We start from the raw sequence: 23,377 nt of genomic DNA, 5'->3' as shown, positions 1-23,377 counted from the left end.
GGGTTCGCGAGCTAAGAGGGCGGTGAGGGGGGCGGAGCGGCTCATGAGCCCGCTGTACCTCGACCTCGGCGGGGACCACCGCGACGCCGTGTTCGTGGCCGGCAGCGGCCGCAGCGGGACGACCTGGCTAGCCGAGCTTATCAATCACATCAATCACACTAGTCACACCAACCGCCGTGACGCCGGGGACGGGTACCGTTACGTGTTCGAGCCGTTCAACCCCGCCGAGGTACCCCTGGCGCGGCCTTTCGGCTACCGGCGCTATATGAGACCGGCGGAGGAGAACCCCGAGCTGCGCGAAAGGGCGCGCAGGATCGTCTGCGGCGAGGTGCACGGACCCTGGACGGACCGTTTCCACCGAAAGTTCGTGGCCCGGAAGCGCCTGATCAAGGACATCCGCGCGAACCTCTTTCTGGGGTGGCTCGCGGCGAGCTTCCCCGAGATGCCGATAGTCCTGATCCTCCGTCACCCCTGCGCCGTGGCCCTCTCCAGGGTGCGGCTCGGCTGGCGGCCCCGCCTGGAGGAGTTTCTGGAGCAGCCAGATCTCGTACAGGACTTCCTCGCCCCGGTTGCGAGCGAGATACGCGCGCTTCGTACGGGGTCCACGGGTTCGATGGATTTCGAGCGCCACGTCCTCGCCTGGTGTATCGAGAACTATGCGCCTCTAGCACAGCTCGGGCCGAGCCGCGCCCATCTCGTCTTCTACGAGCGTCTGTGCGAGAGCCCGCGGGACGAGCTGCACGGGATCTCCCGGTATCTTGGAACGGGGAGGCGGGACGTGCGGCCGGAGGCGCTGCGGAGTCCTTCCGAGCTGAGCCGTTCGGACAGCGCCGTGGTATCCGGCGGGGATGCGGTCGGAGGCTGGCGCGGAGAGCTTACCGGGGAGCAGGTCCGGCGCGCAATGAACATACTCGGCCTGTTTGGGCTGGACCGTATCTACGGAGCGTCCCCGATGCCCGACACGGAGGTGGCCTGGGAGATCGTGGGTCGGAAGTCGTAGGGCGGCGCACAGAGCGCGTGGAGCGTATAGAGCGCATAGAGGTGCTGGGCGTCGGCGTGGACCTCGTGGGGAAGGCGGATCTCGAACGCGAGGTCCTGCGTCTCGCCCGCGCCCCGGAGAACTCTGGCCGGGAGCTGGTGCTCAACGTCAACGTCCATTGTTTGAACCTGGCCTACCTGGACCCGGAGCTGCGGAGAATCCTGAACGAGGCCGCGCTGATCTTCTGCGACGGCGCCGGGGTCGCGCTCGGGGCCCGGCTTTTAGGGCTACCGGCGCCGGAGAGGATCACCTACGCCGACTGGCTGTGGAGCCTGGCCGGGCTCGCCGCCCGGGAGAGCCTCTCCGTGTATCTGATCGGCTCCAGGCCCGGCGTCGCAGAGGAGGCCGCCCGCAGGCTGAGCCGGCGCCATCCCGCGCTCAGGATAGCTGGCACCGGCCACGGCTACTTCGACGGGACCCCCGACTCCGGGGAGAACGAGGCCGTGCTGGAGGAGATCTCGGCCGCCGCCCCGGACATACTGGTGGTCGGCTTCGGGATGCCGCTGCAGGAACGCTGGCTCTCCCGCAACCGGGACCGGCTCGGAGCCGGGGTCGCGCTCTCCGGCGGGGCGGCATTTGACTACGTCTCCGGGCGCGCCCGGCGCGGCCCGAGAATCCTCACTGACAACGGCTTCGAGTGGTTCGCCCGGCTCCTGCTAGAGCCCGGGCGGCTGTGGCGGCGGTACCTCCTCGGCAACCCCCTGTTCGTCGCCCGCGTTCTGCGCCAGCGTTTCCTGCACGGGTGCGGGCCCGGAAGCCGGGAACCGCGGCGGTTATCGTAGTAGACTCTCCGCCAGCCCGGGGGCGAGATACCGGAAACCTCTGGCGGGTACGAGCGTAGAGTAGCGGGGCGGACGCCCCGGAGGGGCAGTGCGAGAGATACGTGAGATACACGAGGTGCATGAGACGCATGAGGTACATGAGGGCGGATATTGTCCGAGGGTAGCCCCGGCCGGAGGGTAACGCGGCGGGATTTTCTCAAGGCCGCCGGCGCCGGGGGAGCGGGCCTCGCGCTCGCGGGCTCCTCGGTCGCCGCGACCAACGGCAGCGATAGCTACATGCCCCGCGGAGGCTCCAGAATGAACGTCGTCGTGGTGATGCTAGACAGCCTGCGCAAGGATCACGTCGGGGTCTACGGCAACGAGCGGGTAAAGACCCCGAACCTGGACGCGCTGGCGGGGGACTCGATGCGCTTTACGCAGGCCTATCCCGAGTCCATCCCGACCATCTGCGCCCGGCGGGCGGTCTACACCGGCACCCGCACCTGGCCCTTCAGGGGCTGGGTGCCGCAGAAAGGCGAGACCTTCTTCCCCGCCGGCTGGCAGCGGATACCAGAGGATCAGGTCAGCGTCACGGAGACGCTCTCGGACAACGAGTACACGACGGCCCTGATCTCCGATACCGAGCATCTGTTCAAGGCTTCCATGAACTTCCAACGGGGCTTCGACATCTTCGACTACATCCGGGGTCAGGAGCGCGACCACTGGCGTTCGCCGCTAGACATCCCCGACTCCGAGGTGGACCGCTACACCGTGAGCGGCAACAACCAGAGCATGCGCGACAAGGTCCGCCAGTACCGGGCGAACGTCGCCGGCCGCAGCGGGGAGAAAGACTACTTCGCCCCAATGGTCTTCTCCCGCTCGATGGACTACCTGGACCTGGTGACCAGCAACGGCGGGGAGCCGTTTTTCCTGGTGGTGGACTCCTTCGACCCGCACGAGCCCTGGGACCCGCCACAGAGCTACGTGGACCAGTATGGCGGCGGCTATAGCGGCGGGGAGCCCATCGTCCCGAACTACGGCGACAGCGACTGGATCTCCGAGCGCGAGCTGGAGCGCATGAAGGCCCTCTACTCCGCCGAGGTCACGATGACCGACAAATGGTTCGGGGACTTCATGAACAAGATGGAGGATCTCGGCCTCATGCAGAACACCCTGCTCTTCGTGCTCTCGGATCACGGCATCGCGCTCGGCGAGCACGGCTATACTGGGAAGCCCTTCACCGCGCTGTGGCCCGAGCTGACCGACATCCCGTACTTCGTACACCACCCGGAAGGGAAGGGGGCGGGAGAGACCAGCGACTTCTACGCCTCCACCCACGACATCGCGCCCACAATTCTGGCCAATATGAACATAGATCAACCCCCGCAGATGAGCGGCCAGGATCTCACCCCGGTACTCGAAGGGAACTCTCCGAAAGAGGAACGGTCGCACTTCACCCTCGGCTACGACGAGTACTCCTGGGCCCGGGATGAAAACTATGCGCTCATCATACGAAACGACGGCTCGGAGGCCAGGCTCTACGACCTGCGCGAGGATCCGAACATGGACAACGACATCTCATCCGACAACCGGCAAACCGTGCGCAAGATGTACGACGACTATATAGTGGCCGACGCGGGCGGCGAGCCGCCTCCGATCTACTAGTGGTCGGGACGTTGAGCGTGAGGGTGGAGGCTGTCCGCGCCGTGGGCCAGGCCCCGCCGGTGCGTGTGGGGGGCGGAGGTTGAGGAGGCTGCTGTCTGGCCTGGTCGCGGCGGCCGTGTGGCTGGCCTCCATGATGGTCGTCCCCGGCGGCGGTCTGTGGGCGCTCACGCCGATGGGCATAACGCTCGCCGAGAGCCGGCTGCCCTCCGGAGCCGACGGTTTCTGGCAGCTCTTCGCCACCGCGCCGCTGTTGTTGCTGGTAGGGGTGGTGGGGCTGCACCTGCGGGGGATCACCGGCGGCGGGCTGCTGCGTTGGGCCTCTTTTCTCGTGGTAGCCCTGGGGCTGGCGCTGGTGGCCGCCGGTAACGTCGGGCAGTTCTGGCTCGGGGTGGACGACGTCTTCATACTCGCCGCGCCCGGCTACCGGGCGTTCCGCATCGGGCTGCTGGTGGCGGCCGCCGGGTCGGTGGTGCTCGGGGTGTCGGCGCTCAAGGACCGCACGGTGCCGTCCTGGACGGTGCCGCCGTTCCTGGCCGCCGCTATGGGAGGTTTGATCGCCTTCGCCGTGGACCTCGGCTCCACCGGGGCCGCGCTGTGGGCTCTCTTCGGCCTCGGTTGGGTGTGGCTCGGGGCCGTAGTGTTCGTCCGGGACGTGGTCGGGTTCGTGCTCGGTCGCTACCGCCGCGACAAGAAAGCCGGTGGACGGACCGCCGGCGAGGCCGGGTAGCGGTTTGGCTGCGGAGCTAGGAAGAGAGGGACCGCGCCCCGGCGCGATCCACCGCCGCAAGATCGACTCTTACAGGGAGAGACAGGGATGAACGTCGTAGTAGTGTGTCTGGATAGCCTGCGCAAGGATCACGTCGGGGTCTACGGCAACGACTGGATAAAGACCCCGAACCTGGACGCGCTGGCGGGGGACTCGATGCGCTTTACCCGGGCCTATCCCGAGTCCATCCCCACCATCTGCGCCCGGCGGGCCGTGTTTACCGGGAAGAGGACCTGGCCTTTCAGGGGCTGGATGCCGACCCCGGAGGAGGTGAACTTCTCCGCCGGCTGGCAGCCGATGCCAGAGGATCAGGTCTCCGTCGCCGAGACGCTCTCGGATAACGGCTATCGGACCGCCCTTATAACGGACAACTATCACTACTACAAGCCCTCCTACAACTTCCAGCGCGGCTTCGACGTCTTCGACTTTATCCGGGGCCAGGAGATGGACAAGTACCGCTCCGGGCTCTCGGTGCCGGAGAGGAAGGTCGAGAGCTACACCGTCCCGGGCAACTACGAGCTGCTCGTGGAGAAGGCCCGCCAGTACCTCGCCAACGTCGCGAGCCGGGACGGCGAGGAGGACTACTTCTCCCCCAAGGTATTCGCCCGCGCCATGGACTACCTAGACACCGTCGCGGAAGGAGACGGGGAGCCGTTTTTCCTGGTGGTGGACTCCTTCGACCCGCACGAGCCCTGGGACCCGCCCCAGAGCTACGTGGACCTCTACGCCAGCGGCTACGCGGGCCGGGAGCCGACAGTCCCGAACTACGACACCAGCGACTACCTCACCGGCGCGCAGCTAGAGCGCATGAAGACCCTCTACTCCGCCGAGGTCACTATGGCCGACAAATGGTTCGGGGACTTCGTGAACAAGATGGAGGATCTCGGCCTGATGGAGGATACCCTGCTCCTGGTGTTCTCCGACCACGGCGTGGCGCTCGGCGAGCACGGCTATACCGGAAAGCCCTTCAACGTGCTGTGGCCGGAGATGACGGACATCATCTACTACGTGCGCCATCCGGAAGGGAAGGGGGCGGGAGAGACCAGCGACTTCTACGCCTCCACCCACGACATCGCCCCGACCGTGCTCGCCACGCTCGGCGTCCCCCAGAAAGAGCAGATGGACGGCCAGGATCTCACACCGGTGCTCGAAGGCGGGCCTCCGGAAGAGGAGCGGCCGCACTTCACCCTCGGCTATGACGAGTACTCCTGGTGCCGCGACGAGGACTACGCCATGTTCTGCGTAAACGACCTGTCCGCCCCCAAGCTCTACGATCTGCGCCAGGACCCGGAGATGAAAAACAACATCGCCGGAGAGAATCCCGATGTCGTGCAACGCATGTACGAGGATTTCATAGTGGCCGACGCCGGCGGCGAGCCCCCGCCACTGCGCGAGGAGGCCACCGAGCGGGCCCGGGCGTGAGCCGCGTTGTAGCCGCCCGCAGGATGCTCTCAGAGGAGATTGAACGCCGGTCGATTAGGGAATATCATTGGCCGCTGTGATTCAGGCCATACCACACACCCGCAGAGAATCGGACGAGACATGAGCGCTTCGGAGGGGGAGTACAAGAGTGATCGTCCGGTCGAGCCAGATCGGGAGCCCGGGGATCACGACTCCAAAGGTGAAAGCTCCGGTGACGGCCTCTCGGGCGCTCCCTCTGTGCAGACGGAGTACGGCAAGGGCGAGGACTCCTACGTAGGCCGGGTCGCCCGTGGTGGCGGCATAAGCACCATCGGCCAGGGCACGGGACGCGTGCTCGGGTTTCTTACCCAGTCCGCCGTAGCGCGGACACTAGGCGCGGCATTCTTTGGACGCTATACGCTAACAATGGCGGTGGCGAATTTTGTAAACATCCTCTCGCAGTTCGGCTTCGACAATGGCGTGGTGCGCTACGTCTCTCACTACCGAGCGCAGGGGGATAACGAGCGGGTGCGGGGCGCGATCATCCAGTCGGTCGCGATCACGCTCTGCATAAGCCTAGTGTTGGCGGTGGCGTTATTTATCGGGGCCGGCTCCCTGTCGGAGCTATTGAAGTTGCCGCAGGCCGCGCCACTGATGCGGCTCGTCGTCTTTGCGCTCCCGTTCTTCGCTTTGATGAGCATTTTGGTGTGGGCTACCCAGGGTTTTCAAACTGTTACCTATGCCACCTACGTGCAGCAGATCCTGCGTCCACTAGCGTACTTCGTTTTGGTGGCCGGGGTCTTCGTGGCGACTCTCCTCTTTTCTCAAGGCAACAGCCAGGACGGTGGACCGCCGACGTGGGCGATCACTGGTATATACGTCGGCTTCGCGCTCTCCATGATGGCTGGTGTGGTGCTGGCGGCGTACTTCCTGCGAAAGCTGTATCCGCCGCTCTTCGACCGCAGCGTAAAGCCGAAGTATGAGACGAAGGAGCTATTTCTCGTCTCGGTGCCGATGAGCATCCAGCGCATTACCCAGTACACCAACAACTGGACCGGTGTGCTCGTGCTCGCGCAGTTCGCCTCGGCTGGAACGGTCGGCATTTACCAGGCTGCGTTCCGCACAGCTACACTCGGAACCCTAGTGCGCTACGCCTTCAACGGTATCTTCTCCCCAATCATCTCGAATCTTTACTCTCAGGGCCAAATTGATGATCTGCGGCGTTTATACAAGGATGTAACGCGCTGGACCTTTACCGGGGCGCTCGCGCTTTTCGTACCCGTGATCCTGCTCGCCGTAGAGGCCCTACAAGCCTTCGGCGGAGGCGGTTTCACCTCGGGCTGGCCCGCACTCGTTATCCTCTCCGGGGCGCAGCTATTCTCCACCTTTGTTGGGCCCTCGCCGCGGATGCTCGCGATGACTGACAACCAGAACGTGGTCATGCTGGCGAGTTTCACGGGCGCCATAACCGGCCTAGTCGCCACGATAGCCCTAGCCCCGTCTTTCGGACTCCTTGGTGCCGCTATCGGGGTCTCAGCTGCGCTCATGACAGAGAACACGATCTCGCTCACTATGGTCCGCCGCAGGTTCGGGTTTTGGCCGTTTACACCCGAGTATTTCAAGCCCACTGCGGCGGCCCTGATCGCCGCCGCAATCGCCTACGGGGCCAAGATCGGCTTCTCGAGCCTCGGCGTGGTGCCGGGCGGTATCGTGGGGCTGGGCCTTACTATCCTAGTAACGGGAGCCGTCTTCGAGGTGTTCTACCTGGGTCTCCTGTGGCTGTTCGGGCTTTCGGAGACCGACCGCGAGTTCCTGAACACGTACTGGCAGGTCATCCGGCGTTCCCTGAGAAGGCGCAACAGAGGCGGCGGAGATACGGGAGGGACTAACTAGACTTTGGGCGAGCGGGTGAAGGTTCTGTATATCGTTGGGATGGGCCGGAGCGGGTCCACCATCCTGGCTAACTCTCTGGGTGAGGTTGACGGTTTCTTCTCGGCGGGTGAGATCTGCTACATGTGGCGGAATAACCTCGTGGAGAACCGGCTCTGCGGCTGTGGCGCGCCTTTCCGGGAGTGCGAGGTGTGGGGACGGGTGCTCGAACGCGCTTTCGGGGGCTCCGAAAACGTGGACCCGCAGGAGATGATGCGGGAGCTCTCCGCCGGGGCCCGCACCCGGCACCTGCCGCTGATGCTCGCCGAGCCCGGACGCCGCAGGCTCGCAGACCGGATGCGGCCTCTGCTCAACAATACCGGCGCGTTGTACAGGGCGCTGCGGGACGAGACCGGGAGCCGCGTGATCGTGGACTCCTCCAAGGAGCCGGCCTACGGCCGGGCCCTCGGCATGGCGCCCGGCATAGACCTGCGAGTCCTGCACCTCGTGCGCGATCCGCGCGCGACCGCCTACTCCTGGGCGAAGAAGAAGCCCCAGCCCGACAGCCCGGACCGGGAGTTCATGGTTCAGTTCTCCCCGTTCAAGAACTCCTGGATGTGGGACTCCTGGAACGGGGCCGCCGAGGCGCTGTGGGGCGGCGACCCGTCGCGGTACCTGCGCCTGCGCTACGAGGACTTCATAGCCGACCCGCGCGAGAGCTTCGGGCGCATCTTAGGCCTGATGGACGAGGACGCCGAGCCGCCGCTCGCCGGCGATAACGAGGTCAAGCTCGGGGTCAGCCACACCGTCTCCGGCAACCCCAACCGCTTCCAGACCGGGAGCGTCGCCCTCAAGCCGGATACCGAGTGGATAGGGGAGATGGACCCCCGCGACCGCGGGCTGGTCACCGCGCTGACCTACCCCATGCTCCGGCGCTACGGCTACCCGGTCCACCCGGAGGCGGCCGAGAGGTCCGCGGCCCGGGTGTAGCCTCTTGGAGCCGCCCCCCGAGAGGGAGCCGGTCGTCCTCCTGGCTGGCATCCGGTGGGACTTTCTGTGGCAGCGGCACCAGGAGATCGCCGCCCGGCTCGCGGCCCGCGGGCACCCGGTAGTCTTCGTCGAGACGACCGGGCTTTCGAACCCCCGTCCGGGGCCGGGGCTTGCGCGCAAGGTCCTGTCCCGGATGTCCCGGATAGCGCGCTCCGGCGCGGGGACTGCCAACCTCGGAGCATCCGGTAGGCTCTCGATCTACCCGCCGCTAGTCCTGCCGCCGACGGCGGGGGCTTTTCGTTGGCTGAACCGGCGGGTTCTCGTGCCCCGGGTGGGCCGGGATCTTCTCCGGATGGCGGGGGATCATCCGGCCATAATAGCCTATCCGCCGACCCGCACGACGTTGGATCTCGTCCGCGAGCTCTCGCCGGGCCGCCTGCTCTACGACTGCTCCGACGATTATGAGAACTTCCCCGGCGTCCCTCCCGACATCGCGGAGACCGAGAGGGAGCTGCTCCGGCGGGCCGACGCCGTGGGCTGCACCTCGGGGTTTCTCCTGGAGAAGGTGCGCCCGGTGCGCCCGGATGCGTTCCTCTGCGGGCCGGGCGTGGACTTCGGGAGGTTCAACGCGCTCGCCGGGGAGGCGGGGCCCGCCCGGCAGATACGGACGGTGTGCTTCTTCGGCCACGTCGGGGAGCGGCTAGACCTGGGTGTGCTACAGAGGGTCGCCCGGGCCGGTTTCACGGTGCGGCTCGTGGGCGAGATCGAGCGCTCCGCCCGCTGGCTACTCTCTGAGCCCGGCGTGGACTACCGGGGGTCGGTGCCGCATTCGGAGTTGCCGCGTGCGCTCTCGGGGGTGGACGCGTTCGTGTTGCCGTACCGGCTAACCGGTCAGGGGCGGGGGATCTCGCCCGCCAAGACCTACGAGTGCCTGGCGACGGGCCGCCCGGTGGTCGCCTCGTCGCTGCCCGCCCTCGCTGGTCTGGGAGATCACGTGTACCTGGCTAATGGCCCGGAGGAGGTCGTGCAGCGGCTCCTGGGGCTGCCCGGCTCCGAGACGCGGGAGCGGATCTCGGCCAGGGTGGATCTCGCACGCCGCAACGACTGGGAGCGGCGTGTGGATGGGATCGAGCGGGCCCTCAGAGTAGCTAGATAGCCGGATACCCGGCGTTTCGGCATTCCGGACCGGGTTTATACTGTCCTACCGTGGTGTATTAACAGGATTAACAGGCTGACGGCGGATATGGCGGAGAACCGGCTGTGAGACGGGCGCTTAAAAGGTTGCTGGGGGGCGTCGCCTACCGCAGGCCCCTGAGCGTGATGGCGCTCGCGGCGCTGGATGCGCTGGCGCTGGCGCTCGGCGTGTATCTGGCGGCATATCTCTCCGGCTCCGGGGGGGTAGGCGAGACGCTGCCCGTGCTGCTCGCCCTCGGCATAGCCATCTTCGCCGCCCACGGGCTCTACGACCGGGCGCAGAGACGACGCAACCCCGGTGCACTGGTCGCGGCCGTGCTGTGGTGGGCCGGGATACTCACGGTCGGGACCGTGATCTATCCCGGTGCGGGATACACTCTCGGGGAGGTGCTGACCGCCGCCGGCTGCGCGCTGGTGGCGGGCGCGGGGCTCAGGCTCGTGTACGAGCAGGGGATAGAGTGGATCTACCGCCGCGGACTCGGGCTGGTGCCGACCATCGTGGTCGGGGAAGAGCCGGAGAGGGCGCGGGTGCGCCGGATGCTGGAGCTCTCGCCCGGAGCCTACTTTACCGCCGAGGAGCTGGCGGTGGAGATACAAGGCAACGGCGGCCATGGTCTGAGCGTCCCGCGTCTGAGGCAGGCGCTGGACCGTACCGGGGCCCGACACGTGATCCTGGCCGGAGCGGAGCGTATCCCGGACGAGGATCTCCTGGAGGCGCTGCGCTCGGTGAGGCTGCGGGGCATCCGCATGCGGGTCGCCCCCGGGGCCGTCGGCCTGATGAGCAGCCGGCCCGTGCTCTCGGACAACACGGGTCTACCGCTCCTTGAGGTGGTCTACCCCGAGCTGGACAACACCCAGCGGGCGCTCAAGCGCGCGCTCGACCTGACGGGCTCCCTGCTCGCCCTCGTTCTGCTCTCGCCCGTGATCCTCGCCATCGCCGTCGCCATCAGGCTCGACTCGCCCGGTCCTGCGCTTTTCCGGCAGAAGCGGGCCGGGGCCGACGGGGAGGTCTTTCTCTGCTACAAGTTCCGCTCCATGTACGCCGACGCCGAGGCCCGCCAGGAAGAGCTGGAGCACCGGAACGAGGCCGACGGCGCGCTCTTCAAGCTGAAGGATGACCCCCGGGTTACCCGCGTCGGGAGCTTTCTGCGGCGCTGGAGCCTGGACGAGCTGCCACAGCTCATAAACGTCCTGACCGGCGATATGAGCCTGGTCGGCCCGAGGCCCCTGCCCCTGCGCGACTTCGAGCACATGGACGAGCCCCACAAGCGCCGCCTCGCCGCAGTGCCCGGCATCACCGGCTACTGGCAGACCAGCGGCCGCAGCGACCTTTCCTTCGAGGATATGGTCCGCCTCGACCTGTACTACATAGAGAACTGGTCGCTATCTCTGGACGTGAAGCTGATCCTCAAGACCCTCGGAACCGTGATCCTCCGCCGCGGCGCGTACTAGAAGAGCCCGGCGGGCCTTTGAAACCGGGCGGCGGGTATCCTGTACCCTGTTGTCCGTCCGGGGGCGCGACCTCCCGGCAAATAGGGTTGTCCCGAAACTGTGGAGGCGCGGGAATACTTGCAGAGATTTGACGTGGTAGTCGTGGGGGCGGGATACGTCGGCCTCTCGACCGGGGCCTGCCTGGCGCACCTGGGCCACCGGGTCACCTTCGTGGACCGCGACGCCGGACGCGTCGAGGGGCTGTCTGCCGGGGTCATACCCGTCCACGAGCCCCATCTCGGGGACATAATCCGGACGTACCGGGACCGCATCTCGTTTACCACCTCGCTGGCGGAGGCCGTACCCGGTTGTGAGATGCTTTTCGTGGCCGTGGACACCCCGCAGGGCGAGGGAGGCTCCGCTGACCTCTCGAACGTCGCCGCCGTGGCCCGGGATCTCGGCCGGATACTTGCTGCCGATCCGGGCGGGAGAAGCTCGCCGCTACTGGTGGTCAACAAGAGCACCGTCCCGGTCGGCTCGGGTGACTATGTCTCGATGCTGGTGCGGGAAGGCATGTCGGGTGTGGCGGAGGCTGAGGGTAACGGCGCGGACTTCCGGGTGGTCTCCAACCCGGAGTTCCTGAGAGAGGGCAGCGCCGTACACGACACGCTGTTCCCGGACAGGATAGTGCTCGGCTCGGAGTCCGAGGCGGCGTTCGAGACGATGCGCGAGCTTTACCGGCCCATTATCGAGCGGAGCTTCGAACCAGTGCCGAGTATGAGCGGCGTGGGCAGCCTGGGCGGACTGTACGGCACGAGCCCGGGGCCTTTCCCGGAGGGGGGCGTACCGTTCGTGACCACGGACCTCCAGAGCGCGGAGATGATCAAGTACGCCGCGAACGCGTTCCTGGCGACCAAGATCAGCTTCATAAACGAGATCTCGAACATCTGCGAGCTTGTCGGGGCCGACGTAACGAGCGTCTCCGAGGGTATCGGACTGGACGGCCGCATAGGCTCCCGCTTTCTCGACGCCGGGGCGGGCTGGGGCGGCTCGTGTTTTCCCAAGGATGTCTCCGCCCTGCGCGCCGCCGCCCGCGAGCGTGGCTACGAGCCCGGCCTCCTGGACGCCGCCGTCGCCGTGAACGAGCGCCAGCGCGGGCTGGCCGTCGCCAAGCTTCAGCAGGAGATTGGTAACCTCGAAGACCGGCGTGTCGCCCTCCTCGGGCTCGCCTTCAAGCCCGGTACCGACGACCTGCGCGACGCCCCGAGCCTCTACATTGCCCGGGAACTCCGCTCTCTGGGCGCCCGGGTGGTCGGCTACGACCCCGTCGCCGGAGAGAAGGCCCGGGAGGTGCTGGCCTCCTCGGGGGTGGATTTAGAAGTTGCCGAAGATCCACACGAGGCGCTGCGCGGGGCCCACGCGGCGGTAATCGTCACGGACTGGGAGGAGGTCAGGAGCCTCGACCTCGCCCGGGCCGCCCGGGAGATGGAGGAGCCGAAGATGCTCGTGGACGGCCGTAACGTCCTGGACCCGGCCGAGGCCCGCGCCCAGGGCCTGCGCTACGAGGGCTTCGGGCGTGGCTAGCGCCCACGGGGAGCCCCGGCGCGCGCTGGTGACCGGCGGGGCCGGGTTCGTCGGCAGCCACCTCTGCGAGCGGCTCCTCTCGGAAGGATATAGCGTCGTGTGTCTGGATGACCTTAGCACCGGCTCCGTCTCGAACGTCGGGCCCCTGCTGATGGAGAAGGGGTTCGAGCTCGTGCAGGCGGACGTTACCAGCCCCTTGGAGGTGTCCGGCGACATGGACGAGGTGTATCATCTGGCCTCACCGGCCAGCCCCGCGGATTTTGAGAGCCGGGCGATACAGATCCTCCGCGCGGGCTCCGAGGGGACCCGTCACGCGCTGGAGCTCGCCCGGGACACCGGCGCGCGCTTCCTGCTCGCCTCCACGAGCGAGGTCTACGGTGACCCGCTCGTGCATCCCCAGCACGAGGAGTATCTGGGTAACGTGGACCCGGTGGGTATCCGGGGTGTCTACGACGAGGCCAAACGTTACGCCGAGGCCCTAACCACAGCCTACAGCCGCCGGTACGGCGTACACACCCGGATAGCCCGGATCTTCAACACCTACGGCCCCCTCATGCGGCCGGACGATGGGCGCATGGTCCCGAACTTCTTCGGCCAAGTCCTCGCCGGGGAGCCGCTGACCGTATACGGCGACGGCGGCCAGACCCGCAGCATCCAGTACGTGGACGACCTCGTAGAGGGGCTGGTGCGTCTCATGCGCTCCGGCGAGCCCCGTCCGGTAAACCTCGGCAACCCCGAGGAGCACACCGTAAAGGAGATCGCGCAGATGATCCTCGACCTCTGCGGCGGCGCGGGCGGTCTGGTATACCGGCCACTCCCCGAGGGCGACCCCGTCAGACGCTGCCCGGACATAGGCCGCGCCCGCGGCTCGCTCGGCTGGGCTCCACGGGTGCCCGCGCGAGAAGGTCTCGAAAGGACGTTGCTCTCACTGGGCCAGCCGGGGAGCTAAGGCGGTGGGCGTCTAGACGAAAGGAGAGGACTGTATTGGCGAAGGTGGATATGGTGGGCACGGTGTGCGTTTTCTGCGGTTCGAGCGAGGGCGCGCGTGAGGAGTATGCGGAGGCGGCCCGCGGGCTCGGGACCGCGCTTGCCGGCCGCGGCATGAGGCTGGTCTTTGGCGGCGGGCGGGTGGGCCTGATGGGTGTCGTCGCCGACGCCGTGCTGGACGCCGGCGGCGAGGCGGTTGGTGTGATGCCGGAGGCTCTGCTGGAGAAGGAGGTCGGGCACCAGGGGCTGACCGAGCTGCGGGTTGCCGGCACGATGCACGAGCGGAAGGCGATCATGGCCGACCTCGCCGACGCCTTCGTCGCGCTGCCCGGCGGCTACGGCACCTTCGAGGAGTTTCTGGAGATGCTTACCTGGGCCCAGCTCAGCCTGCACGAGAAGCCGTGCGGCCTCCTCGATACCGCCGGGTTCTACAGGCCGCTGGTCTCGCTTTTCGACCACGCCGCAAGCGAGGGCTTCGTGCGCGCCGAGCACCGCTCGCTGGTCCTGCTGGAGAACGATCCGGAGAGGATGCTGAACCTCCTACAGAGCCACACCCCGCCCGCCACCGGGAAGTGGGTCGTCCCGGAGGAACTGTAGGCTCCACCTTCGTTAGCTTGTTTGATTGTTAGCCGGGCTGGCTCTCGCGCGGAACCAGCTCGTACAGGATGCCGCCTTCCACGTGGATCACGTCGAAGCCCGCTTCCTGGAAGGCCTGGCCGCTTACCAGCCCGCTGTCCAGGATGTAGACCGGGCCTTTCTCTGCTGCCCGGCGGGCGGTCTCGACCCCGAAGTCATCGTTGTGGGTAGCGTAGCGGCGCTGGGCCTGTTCGGGGGTAAGGTCTCCGGGCCAGACCGTATCGTAGTGACCCGGACCGATGGTCGGGTAGTAGGGGTCGAGCAGCGTAAGGTCGCGGCGGCGCTTCTCGACCAGCACCATGTACCACAGCGGGCTGCGGTGCTGGATCACGGTCGCCCCGGTCTCCACGTTGTCGGCGACGGCCTCGATGGTGCGCCGTCCCTGGTCGCTGTCGCTGCGGTCCACGCCCTCGTATTTCTGCTGGACGCCGGCCACCGAGAACAGCACGAAAGCCCCGGCGACCACGGCGTAGGAGGCTCCGACCAGCTTGCGCGAGTAGCCCGAATGCGGGCTGGCCAGGGACCAGACGGCGCCGAGTATCGTGGCTGCCCCGGTGGCGGCCCACAGGGAGAGGACCATGTACGTGGGGATGAAGTAGATGTACACGTCCAGGATGTTGTAGGCCAGGGCGTGTATTAGCCAGCCCGCGAACAGAAAGCCCGTGAAGGCCGCGGCGGCCCTGTCACGGCGCAGCAGCGAGACGAGCCCTACGGCCGCCAGGGCGAGCAGAGCCCAGTTGAGGTTGTTTACCAGGTACCCGGCGTAGTCGCCGAGCTTGCCCACAAGGTCGGAGGGCCGGAGGCCGATCAGGTTACCGTTTAGCGAGCTGCCGCTGACGAGCTGGAAGAAGCGCCCGGGGCTCGACGGGTCGAACTCCATGCTGTCGGGGTTCATGGAGGAGCGGATGGGCAGGTAGGCGTAGGGCAGAAGCCCGACCAGAAAAAGTCCCGCGCCCCTGAGCACGAGCCCGAGGTCCGTGAACCGGCTCCGGTCCACCAGGAACACGAAGAGCGCGCCGGCCGGGAGCAGCAGACCGCTGGTCATGTGGTTCGTCATCGCCAGGCCCAGCAGCAGGCACGCCACCAGCAGATAGCGGTCGCCACTACCGCCGTCCGGCCTCTCGCGGCGGGCACGCCAGAGCAGCAGGGTGAAGATCATGAGCGCCTCGAACAGGGCGTTCAGGGCGTAGATCTCGGCCAGGTTCGACTGGGACCACAACGCCTGCCCCAGCCCGAAGGCGAGGGCCCCGACCCCGGAGGCGACTACGTTGCGGGTCAGCGCGTACGCGGCAGCGTACACGAAAGCGACGGCTAGCGCGCCGTGGATCGCGGAAGCCAAATTGGTCATGTAGGCCTCGTTGCCGGGCGGCAGGTATGTCAAGAGGTGGGTGAGCATGGTCCAGGTCGGGTAGCCGGTCGGATGGGTGATGCTGAGCGTGGCCGCGTGGACCTGGAGCATCGCGGAGTCCAGCACCTCGGGCCGCTGGTAGTGCATCACCCCCGGAGCCAGGGTCAACAGGTACAGCACGAACACCCCGGCTCCCACGACCGCGCCCGCGACGGGCGGTATGGCCCTGCGCGACCACGGCCCGCCCAACCTCTTGCTCGCCTTTTTCACTCTCCAACTCACGACAGAGAAACCTACCATATCCCGGGACGCCTCCCCAGAAACCCCGTCCTTCCGCACGTCGGCTACGCGTGGCCGCGACGAGGGGTTGCCGCGCCGGGCGGCGTGCGGTGGAGTATACGGAGTTGTGGAGTATATAATCCAGAGGTCTTGGGGAGTCGTTCTACAGGAGCCACGGGGGGTACGGAGGGTGAGGGGCAGCACGCGGCCGCGCCGGTCGGGGAGATGATAAGCCGCCTGCGCTCCGAGTACCCCGACGCCCGCACCGAGCTCGTCTGGGACACGCCGCTCGACCTTTTGGTCGCCACCATCCTCTCCGCCCAGTGCACCGACGTGCGAGTAAACCAGGTTACCTCCGGCTTATTCGAGCGTTACCGCACCGCCGGGGACTACGCCGGAGTCGAGCCGGAGGCCCTCGAAGAGGAGATACGCCCCGCCGGCTTCTACCGCAACAAGACGAAGTCCATCCAGGGCATGGCGCGCGGCCTGATCGAGAACCACGACGGGCGCGTACCGGACAGCCTCGAGGAGCTCGTGAAGTTGCCGGGCGTCGGGCGTAAGACGGCGAACGTCGTGCTCGGCGACGCGTTCGGCAAGCCCGAAGGAATCGTAGTGGACACCCACGTAAAACGGCTCTCCAGAAGGCTCGGCCTTACGGAGCAGGACGACCCAGAGAAGGTGGAGCGCGACCTCGTCGAGTTCGTGCCCGAGGAGGACTGGGCCGCCTTCTCGCACCTCCTGATCTTCCACGGCCGCAACGTCTGCAAGGCCCGAAAGCCCGATTGCCCCGCCTGTGTGCTGAACGACATCTGTCCCTCTTCCACAGTTTGAACTGCCGTTTAACCGCGATTTAACCTCTGGTTAACGGGAGTGCAACCAAAGGTGCGCGGCGCTGTTCTATTATCCACGGTGTCGTTTGGAAGGCCGGTCTTGCGGCTCACTCCGAGGGGGCCTCCACCGGGTGTCTCCGGCGGTAGACGAGTGCGAGAAGGGAGAGTGCCGGGTTGAGAAAGACCTCGCCGTGGAGGGTGCCCACCTTAGGCGTGATAGTCGCGCTGTCTCTGGCCGTGGCCGGCTGCGGGGGAGACGGAAGCGCTGGCGGAGGCGAAGACTCCGAGGTCAGACACCTGTCCGGTGCCGGAGCCTCGTTCCCCGACCCGGTGTATCAGCAGATGTTCCAGGCCTACAACGAGGAGACCGGCGTACAGGTCAACTACGATCCCGTCGGCTCCGGTGGCGGCCGCGAGGAGTTCATAAACGACACCGTGGACTTCGCCGGTTCCGACGCCCCCATGGACCAGGAAGAGCTGCGGCAGGCCGGCGGCTCGCCGGTACACGTACCCGCGGTCGGCGGCGCGGTCGTCATGGCCTATAACGTCCCCGGTCTTGACGAGGATCAGCCTCTGAACCTGACCGGCGAGGTAGTCTCGCGGATCTTCCTCGGCGAGATCACCAACTGGAGCGACCCGGCGATACAGGGCTTGAACCCCGAGGCGCGGTTGCCGGACGCCGGGATCACGGCCGTACACCGCTCCGACGGCTCGGGCACGACCGAGATCCTCACCACCTACCTCGCGAGCCTGAGCCGGGCCTGGTCCGAGGGTCCCGGCGTCTCCGACGAGATAGACTGGCCGGTCGGTGTCGGCGGCGAGGGCAACGACGGCGTCACGCAGCAGATCTCCCAGACCGAGAACTCCATCGGCTACGTCGGGCTGGAGTACGCCGAGAGCGACGGGGGCAGCCTGCCCTACGCGAGCGTCGCCAGCGGCCCGGACGGGCCGTTTGTAAAGCCCGACACCGACACCGCCTCCAACGCCATAGACGCGGTCTCCGACGAGCTCCCGCCCTCGCTGGACGAGGTGCTCACGCAGTATACGCCGGACGCTCAGGGGGAGAACATATACCCGATCACCAGCATAACCTGGCTCCTGGTCAGGACCCGGATGGAGGACGCCGCAACCTGTCGGGGAGTCGCAAAGCTCGCGCACTACATGATCACCGACGGCCAGAAGCTCGCCCCCGAGAACAACTACGTGCCGCTACCCGAGAGCCTGGCCCGGAAGAGTCAGGGCCAGATCGAGAAGATGCAGGCCGGAGGCGAAGCGTGCTACAAGGACAGCGGTGTCCCCGGAGGCGGCACTACCACGATAGAGGGTGAAGGTACTACCGGCGGCTCGGTGATGGGGGAGACCACCTCTGATGGATAACCTCCGGGCGGCTGCGGGGAGGCCATCTCTAGCTTTTTGGATTAGCTTTTTGAAAGGATCTGCCACTGTTAGTCTACACGGCGGCGCGAGAGGGGAAGAGTAGGGTCTTGGTAATCTTGGTAGCGGACGATTCCCGCCCCAGGGGGGGAACGGGTTGAGCACGATCTCGAAAATCTCCGAGCTTTTCAAGAACTTGCGGCGGGGCAACAAGGGCGACACCGTATTCCAGGGGCTCACGCTCCTGCTGTCTCTCATACTGCCGCTGGCCATCCTGGCGATCTTCGTCGTCCTGTGGCGGCAGAGCGAGGTCTCCCGCGAGATGTTCGGCATCGGCTTTCTCTGGGATCCGACCTGGAGCAACGGAGATCAGGTCTTCGGCGCGCTCACGGTCATCTACGGCACGCTGGTCACCAGCGGCATAGCGATACTGCTGGCGGGCCCGATCGGAGTCGGCATAGCGGCCTTTCTGGTGGAGATAGCGTCTCCGCGCATAAACTCCGTGGTGGGCTTTATCGTGGAGATACTCGCGGCCATACCCTCTATCGTGTACGGTATCTGGGGCTTTTTCGTCTTTGCCCCTTTCCTGCGGGACTGGGTGGTGCCGCCCCTGCAGGCCACGCTCGGCTGGACGCCAATCTTCGCGGGCGACTTCGTGCTCTCCACGGTATTTACCGCGAGCCTGGTGCTCTCGGTCATGATCCTGCCCACTGTTGCCTCGATCTCGCGCGACGTGCTCAGCGCGGTCCCTGACACCCAGCGCGAGGGCATGCTGGCGCTCGGGGCGACCCGCTGGGAGATGTTCAAGACGGCGGTGCTCCCCTACGCCCGCAGCGGCGTGCTCGGGGCGATACTCCTCGGCCTCGGGCGGGCGGTCGGGGAGACGATAGCCCTGACCTACGTGCTCGGAAACGCCCAGGTGATGTTCACCTCGCTCTTTCAGCAGGGCTCCTCGATGGCCCAGGCCATCGCCTCGCTGTTCGGGGCCTCGACCAGCGACGTGCTCCGGTCCTCGCTGCTTGAGATCGGGCTGATACTGTTCCTGATCACCTTCCTCATAAACGTGGGGGCCCGGCTGCTGGTCTCCGGTATTAGCAATCAACCCTCGGAGTCGAACGTATGAGCAACACGAGCGGCGTTACCAGAGCTACGAGAAACGCGGGAGAGTACCGGCGGCGTAAGCTGGCCGACAGGACGATGACCGTGCTGGCGTACGCCTGTACCGTCATCGCCATAATCCCGCTGGCCGCGATCATCATCGAGGTGTTTCTCAAGGGGATACCGGCCTGGGACGCGCAGTTCTTTACCGACACGCCCTCCACCTACGGCGACGGCGGCGGGGTATACAACGCCATAATCGGCTCCGGCATCATCGTGGGCATCGCCGCGCTGATGGCCATCCCGGTAGGAGTATTGTCCGGGATCTACCTGGCCGAGTACGGCGACAACCGCCTGGGCGACGCGCTGCGGTTCGTCGCCGACGTGATGACCGGCGCGCCCTCGGTGGTTATCGGCATCGTGGGCTACGCCGTGTTCGTCGTGGCCACGGGCGAGGACGCGGCCATCTTCGGCTCCATGGCGCTCGCGATACTCATGCTGCCCGTGATCACGCGGGCCACCGAGGAGATCATCTCGCTCGTGCCCGGGGATCTCCGGGAGGCCTCGCTGGCGCTGGGTGTGCCGCGCTGGAAGACCATACTGCGGGTGGTGGTCCCGACCGCCATGAGCGGGATAGTAACCGGTGTGATCCTGGCAACCGCCAGGGCCGCCGGGGAGACAGCGCCGCTGTTGTTTACCGTCGGGACCAACAACTTCACGAACCTGAACCCGTTCGAGGGGCCGATGGCCGCGCTGCCGGTCGTCGTGTACACGCAATCCTCCTACCAGGGTGAGGTTCTTGAGACGGCCTGGGGTGGGGCGCTGCTGCTCCTGGTCATAGTGGTGGCGTTAAACTTGACGGCGCGAGTGCTCTTCAGGGGCCGCCGTGCCCGGTAGAGCAGAGGTACGGTCTGGCGAGCGTGGTGGTCGGCGAGCGACCGGAGAGAGGTTGATGTAGGGTGACGGACGGATTGGATCGCAAGGCGGATCGCAAGGCGGACCGCAAAACGAATCGAACGGACCGGAAAGCTACAGAGCGGGAGCGGGGTGTGTCTCAGCCCAACGAACAGGCCGGAGAGCTCAGTAGGCCGTCACAGCAGTCACGGCAAGGCCCCCCGGATAACGCGATGGTCGCGGAGAATTTGGCGGCGTACTACGGCTCGTTCAAGGCTCTCGACGACATCTCCATGAACATAGAGCGGAACAGGATCACGGCCCTCATAGGCCCTTCGGGCTGCGGCAAATCCACCTACATCCGCTGTCTGAACCGGATGCACGAGGTGGTCCGGGGGGCGCGCATGGAAGGCAAGCTGTACCTGGACGGCCGGGACATAAACGACTCCGACCTGGATCCGGTCCAGATCCGGCGCAAGATCGGGATGGTCTTCCAGAAGCCGAACCCGTTCCCCACGATGACCATCTACGACAACGTGGTCGCCGGCCTCAAGCTCGAAAAGCGCCGCAAGAAGAGCGATCTGGACGAGATCGTGGAGCGGACTCTCAAGCAGGCCGCGCTGTGGGACGAGGTCAAGGACAAGCTGAACTCCGGCGGCACCTCGCTCTCGGGAGGGCAGCAGCAGAGGCTTTGTATAGCCCGCACGCTGGCGGTGGAGCCCGAGATCATACTCCTCGACGAGCCGGCGAGCGCCCTGGACCCAATGAGCACGCAGAAGATCGAGGACGCGATGCTGGAGCTCAAGCAGAACTACACCATCGTGATCGTCACCCACAACATGCAGCAGGCCTCCCGCGCCTCGGACTACACGGGCTTCTTCTACATAGACGGTATGAGGCAGCCCGGCAAGCTCTGGGAGTTTGACGAGACGCAAAAGATGTTCTCCAACCCCGCCCGCCAGGAGACCGAGGACTACGTCACCGGCCGCTTCGGCTAGGCCCGTAGGGAGGGGCGTAGGGTTGCTTGGCCCCGGCTTCCTCCGGGTAACTAATCAGCGTAGAGAGCAGTACCGGAGGTAGAAGTGCCACGCGAGTCTTTCCAGAGAGAGCTTGACGAGCTTTACGCCGAGATCGTAGCCCTCGGCCAGGAGGTGGAGTCCTGCCTGGGCAACATGGTCGAGGCCATGGAGTCCCAGGACGCCGGAATAGCCCGCCAAGAGCTCGGCGTGGACGCCCGGTTCAAGTCCCGGGGGGAGGAGATCGACGAGGCGTGCATGCTGATACAGGCCCGCCAGGCCCCGGTGGCGAGCGACCTGCGGCTCGTGTATACGGTGCAGGCGGTCACCAACCACATCGTGCGCGTCGGCACCCTCTGCGAGCACATCTGCCGCGCAATCGCCGACACCGCCGACCAGGACCGCGACGAGGACCTCACCGTCGCCCTCCTGGAGATGGCCCGCTCCGCCCGGAGCCTGTTTCACCAGGGGCTGGAGATCTTCGAGGCCCGCGACATAGACCGGGCCCGCGACCTGCAGGCCGCCGACGACAAGGTGGACCTCCTCTACTCCGAGGCCATGAACCTCGTGGTAAACCCCGCCGTCTCCGAGGCTGGCTCGCCGGAGTGGCGCATGCGGGCCGCGCTCATAGTCCACTACCTCGAACGCATCAGCGACCACGGGGTGGACATCGGCGGCCGTACGGTCTTTCTGGTGACCGGCGAACGCATGGAGAGCGCCATGCGACAGTACCTCGACCGCGACCTCCACTCAGAGGGAGACGAGGAAGACGAGGACGAAGAGGACCACTGACGTACACTGACGTACACTGACGTATAACGAGTATAACGACGAGCAATCTCTTTCACTGCACCGGCCGGCGAAATTTCTGGCTAGGCTCCCCGGGACTCTGGTAGAATTACACGTAAATAAAGCTCCGGCCGCCGGGTCTGGAAATCTGTTTGTGGAATCCCCCGGGCGGCGGAAAAGGTAACTTACACTACGATGTGGATGGTTCTTTCACTTTGAGGCTTACCCAGAAAAGCAAGTACGCCGTGAGGGCGCTCGTGGAGCTTGCGGTCGAAGGCTGCGAGAGCCCGCTAGGGGTTTCGGAGGTCGCCCGGCGGCAGAAGATACCGGAGCGCTTTCTGGAGCAGCTCTTCGGCGAATTGCGGCGGGCGGAGATTCTGGAGAGCCGCCGGGGGGCCAGGGGCGGCTTCTGCTTCGCGGTGCCCACCGAGGAGATCACGGTCCTCGACATCGTCGAGATACTTGACGGCGAGGTTCGTCCGGCCCGGTGCTCGGCCGGCGGGGTGTGTTACATCGCCGACGCGCCGCTGTGCGTGACGAGCAAGATCTGGGACGAGGCCCGCGTCGCCATAGAGGACGTCTTCGGCCGCTACACCATCGCCGAGCTCGCCGAGGAGGAGAGCCGGAGCCGCGCCGATCACGACGCCGCCGTGGCCCATCCCTCCGGCAACTAGCAGCCGCGACTTGGACCGTTTGGATCGCCCGGAGCAGCACTCGCGGAATCTGGAGCGGCACGTCGCCGGCAGGACCGGTATTACCACGCCCTCCGTCATGGTCGGCGGCAAGGTGTATCGTGTCTACCAGCCCGAGACCGCCGACGCCCTGATAGACGAGGCCGAGTTCGACCGCGACGAGCGGCTGCCGTACTGGGCCGACCTGTGGCCGAGCTCCATCGCCCTCGCCCGCCACGTCTCCGGGATGGACCTCTCGGGCAAGAGGGTCGTCGAGGTCGGCTGTGGCGTCGGGTTACCGGCGATGGCCGCGCTCACGAACGGCGCGGAGGTCACCGTCACCGACCACTACGAGGCCGCGCTGGACTTCGCCCTCCACAACGCCCGGGAGAACACGGGCTGCTCGTTCGCCGCTGCGATGCTCGACTGGCGTGTCCCCGAGACCTGGAGAGACGCCACGGAGGCCGGGCGCTTCGACGTGCTGCTCGGGGCCGACGTCCTGTACGAGCCGCGCAACGTCGAGCCTCTGGCGGACGTGGTCGAGGCCCTGCTCACACCGGAGGGCGAGGCGCTCTTCGCCGACCCGGGCCGCCGCGAGGCCGGAAAGTTTCTCGAGGAGATGGGCCGCAGGGGCTTCGAGTCGGAGGCTACGGTACGCACCGTCGAGGGCGAGCCCGAGGTGAGGAGTACGATCCACCGCCTGTACCGGAGCTAACCCCTGCAGCAGAGACGCGTCTCGCTGCTATACTCCCCGT

At 66.3% G+C, this 23,377-nt stretch carries 21 protein-coding genes; 20 read left to right on the top strand and 1 reads right to left on the bottom strand.

The window, feature by feature from the left end; translation table 11 throughout:
• Nucleotides 1–22 precede the first annotated feature (22 nt).
• From ABD53_RS04910 to ABD53_RS04855, 12 genes are all read left to right on the top strand, one after another.
• Entirely contained in the window at nucleotides 23–1,000 is a 978-nt protein-coding gene (locus ABD53_RS04910) for a sulfotransferase (protein ID WP_160309628.1), read from the top strand.
• Between the two features lie 17 nt (nucleotides 1,001–1,017).
• On the top strand, nucleotides 1,018–1,821 hold the full coding sequence (locus ABD53_RS04905) for a WecB/TagA/CpsF family glycosyltransferase (RefSeq protein WP_053057690.1): 804 nt from the start codon (nucleotides 1,018–1,020) through the stop codon (nucleotides 1,819–1,821).
• 150 nt (nucleotides 1,822–1,971) lie between these two features.
• A complete protein-coding gene (locus tag ABD53_RS04900) occupies nucleotides 1,972–3,465 on the top strand; it encodes a sulfatase (RefSeq protein ID WP_053057689.1) in 1,494 nt (497 codons plus the stop codon).
• Nucleotides 3,466–3,544: 79 nt separating this feature from the next.
• Nucleotides 3,545–4,192 (top strand): hypothetical protein, encoded by a 648-nt coding sequence (locus tag ABD53_RS04895; protein WP_047864621.1) that lies wholly within the window; start codon nucleotides 3,545–3,547, stop codon nucleotides 4,190–4,192.
• 87 nt (nucleotides 4,193–4,279) lie between these two features.
• The gene (locus tag ABD53_RS04890) at nucleotides 4,280–5,653 is read left to right on the top strand and encodes a sulfatase (RefSeq protein WP_047864620.1); all 1,374 of its coding nucleotides are present in this window, start codon (nucleotides 4,280–4,282) and stop codon (nucleotides 5,651–5,653) included.
• Between the two features lie 120 nt (nucleotides 5,654–5,773).
• Nucleotides 5,774–7,525, top strand: coding sequence for a flippase (locus tag ABD53_RS04885; protein WP_047864619.1), 1,752 nt, complete (start codon nucleotides 5,774–5,776; stop codon nucleotides 7,523–7,525).
• A gap of 15 nt (nucleotides 7,526–7,540) precedes the next feature.
• Complete coding sequence (locus ABD53_RS04880; protein WP_152670587.1) at nucleotides 7,541–8,491, top strand: sulfotransferase; 951 nt, start codon at nucleotides 7,541–7,543, stop codon at nucleotides 8,489–8,491.
• 4 nt (nucleotides 8,492–8,495) lie between these two features.
• Nucleotides 8,496–9,647, top strand: coding sequence for a glycosyltransferase (locus tag ABD53_RS04875; RefSeq protein WP_047864618.1), 1,152 nt, complete (start codon nucleotides 8,496–8,498; stop codon nucleotides 9,645–9,647).
• 104 nt (nucleotides 9,648–9,751) lie between these two features.
• Nucleotides 9,752–11,137 (top strand): sugar transferase, encoded by a 1,386-nt coding sequence (locus tag ABD53_RS15705; protein ID WP_152670586.1) that lies wholly within the window; start codon nucleotides 9,752–9,754, stop codon nucleotides 11,135–11,137.
• A 117-nt stretch (nucleotides 11,138–11,254) separates the two neighbouring features.
• Entirely contained in the window at nucleotides 11,255–12,700 is a 1,446-nt protein-coding gene (locus tag ABD53_RS04865; protein ID WP_084709315.1) for a UDP-glucose dehydrogenase family protein, read from the top strand.
• Nucleotides 12,693–13,649: a UDP-glucuronic acid decarboxylase family protein gene (locus tag ABD53_RS04860; protein WP_047864617.1), complete on the top strand. Its 957-nt coding sequence runs from the start codon at nucleotides 12,693–12,695 to the stop codon at nucleotides 13,647–13,649. Before ABD53_RS04865 ends, ABD53_RS04860 begins: the two co-directional genes overlap by 8 nt.
• Nucleotides 13,650–13,693: 44 nt before the next feature.
• The gene (locus ABD53_RS04855; RefSeq protein WP_235401367.1) at nucleotides 13,694–14,284 is read left to right on the top strand and encodes an LOG family protein; all 591 of its coding nucleotides are present in this window, start codon (nucleotides 13,694–13,696) and stop codon (nucleotides 14,282–14,284) included.
• Nucleotides 14,285–14,312: 28 nt separating this feature from the next.
• Here ABD53_RS04855 and ABD53_RS04850 read toward each other — a convergent pair whose 3' ends face one another.
• Nucleotides 14,313–15,953 (bottom strand): protein O-mannosyl-transferase family, encoded by a 1,641-nt coding sequence (locus ABD53_RS04850; protein WP_235401346.1) that lies wholly within the window; start codon nucleotides 15,951–15,953, stop codon nucleotides 14,313–14,315.
• A 147-nt stretch (nucleotides 15,954–16,100) separates the two neighbouring features.
• Here ABD53_RS04850 and nth point away from each other — a divergent pair, with 147 nt between their 5' ends.
• The 8 genes from nth (at nucleotide 16,101) to ABD53_RS04810 (ending at nucleotide 23,337) form a co-directional block, all read left to right on the top strand.
• On the top strand, nucleotides 16,101–16,781 hold the full coding sequence (nth, locus tag ABD53_RS04845; RefSeq protein WP_235401344.1) for an endonuclease III: 681 nt from the start codon (nucleotides 16,101–16,103) through the stop codon (nucleotides 16,779–16,781).
• A gap of 173 nt (nucleotides 16,782–16,954) precedes the next feature.
• Nucleotides 16,955–18,157, top strand: a complete 1,203-nt coding sequence (pstS, locus tag ABD53_RS04840; RefSeq protein WP_084709313.1) for a phosphate ABC transporter substrate-binding protein PstS — start codon at nucleotides 16,955–16,957, stop codon at nucleotides 18,155–18,157.
• A gap of 154 nt (nucleotides 18,158–18,311) precedes the next feature.
• Nucleotides 18,312–19,277, top strand: a complete 966-nt coding sequence (pstC, locus tag ABD53_RS04835) for a phosphate ABC transporter permease subunit PstC (RefSeq protein WP_235401342.1) — start codon at nucleotides 18,312–18,314, stop codon at nucleotides 19,275–19,277.
• The gene (gene pstA, locus ABD53_RS04830; RefSeq protein ID WP_053057685.1) at nucleotides 19,274–20,149 is read left to right on the top strand and encodes a phosphate ABC transporter permease PstA; all 876 of its coding nucleotides are present in this window, start codon (nucleotides 19,274–19,276) and stop codon (nucleotides 20,147–20,149) included. Before pstC ends, pstA begins: the two co-directional genes overlap by 4 nt.
• Nucleotides 20,150–20,379: 230 nt before the next feature.
• Nucleotides 20,380–21,144 carry a phosphate ABC transporter ATP-binding protein PstB gene (gene pstB / locus ABD53_RS04825; RefSeq protein ID WP_047864614.1) on the top strand — a complete coding sequence of 255 codons (765 nt, stop codon included), beginning with the start codon at nucleotides 20,380–20,382 and terminating at the stop codon, nucleotides 21,142–21,144.
• An 84-nt stretch (nucleotides 21,145–21,228) separates the two neighbouring features.
• Nucleotides 21,229–21,954, top strand: coding sequence for a phosphate signaling complex PhoU family protein (locus ABD53_RS04820; RefSeq protein WP_047864613.1), 726 nt, complete (start codon nucleotides 21,229–21,231; stop codon nucleotides 21,952–21,954).
• Nucleotides 21,955–22,166: 212 nt separating this feature from the next.
• Nucleotides 22,167–22,625 (top strand): RrF2 family transcriptional regulator, encoded by a 459-nt coding sequence (locus ABD53_RS04815; RefSeq protein WP_053057684.1) that lies wholly within the window; start codon nucleotides 22,167–22,169, stop codon nucleotides 22,623–22,625.
• A gap of 10 nt (nucleotides 22,626–22,635) precedes the next feature.
• The gene (locus tag ABD53_RS04810; RefSeq protein ID WP_053057683.1) at nucleotides 22,636–23,337 is read left to right on the top strand and encodes a class I SAM-dependent methyltransferase; all 702 of its coding nucleotides are present in this window, start codon (nucleotides 22,636–22,638) and stop codon (nucleotides 23,335–23,337) included.
• The last annotated feature ends 40 nt before the right edge of the window (nucleotides 23,338–23,377 follow it).

The sequence above is a fragment of the Rubrobacter aplysinae genome (assembly GCF_001029505.1).
Taxonomy (GTDB): Bacteria; Actinomycetota; Rubrobacteria; order Rubrobacterales; family Rubrobacteraceae; genus Rubrobacter_A; species Rubrobacter_A aplysinae.
The sequence above is the reverse complement of the archived record's forward strand: the minus strand, read 5'-3'. Positions and strand labels throughout refer to the sequence as shown.

Coding starts and splice junctions, on each gene's coding strand:
- ABD53_RS04890 (WP_047864620.1), top strand. CDS start 4,280: ATGAACGTCGTAGTAGTGTGTCTGGATAGCCTGCGCAAGGATCACGTC.
- ABD53_RS04885 (WP_047864619.1), top strand. CDS start 5,774: ATGAGCGCTTCGGAGGGGGAGTACAAGAGTGATCGTCCGGTCGAGCCA.
- pstA (WP_053057685.1), top strand. CDS start 19,274: ATGAGCAACACGAGCGGCGTTACCAGAGCTACGAGAAACGCGGGAGAG.
- pstB (WP_047864614.1), top strand. CDS start 20,380: ATGGTCGCGGAGAATTTGGCGGCGTACTACGGCTCGTTCAAGGCTCTC.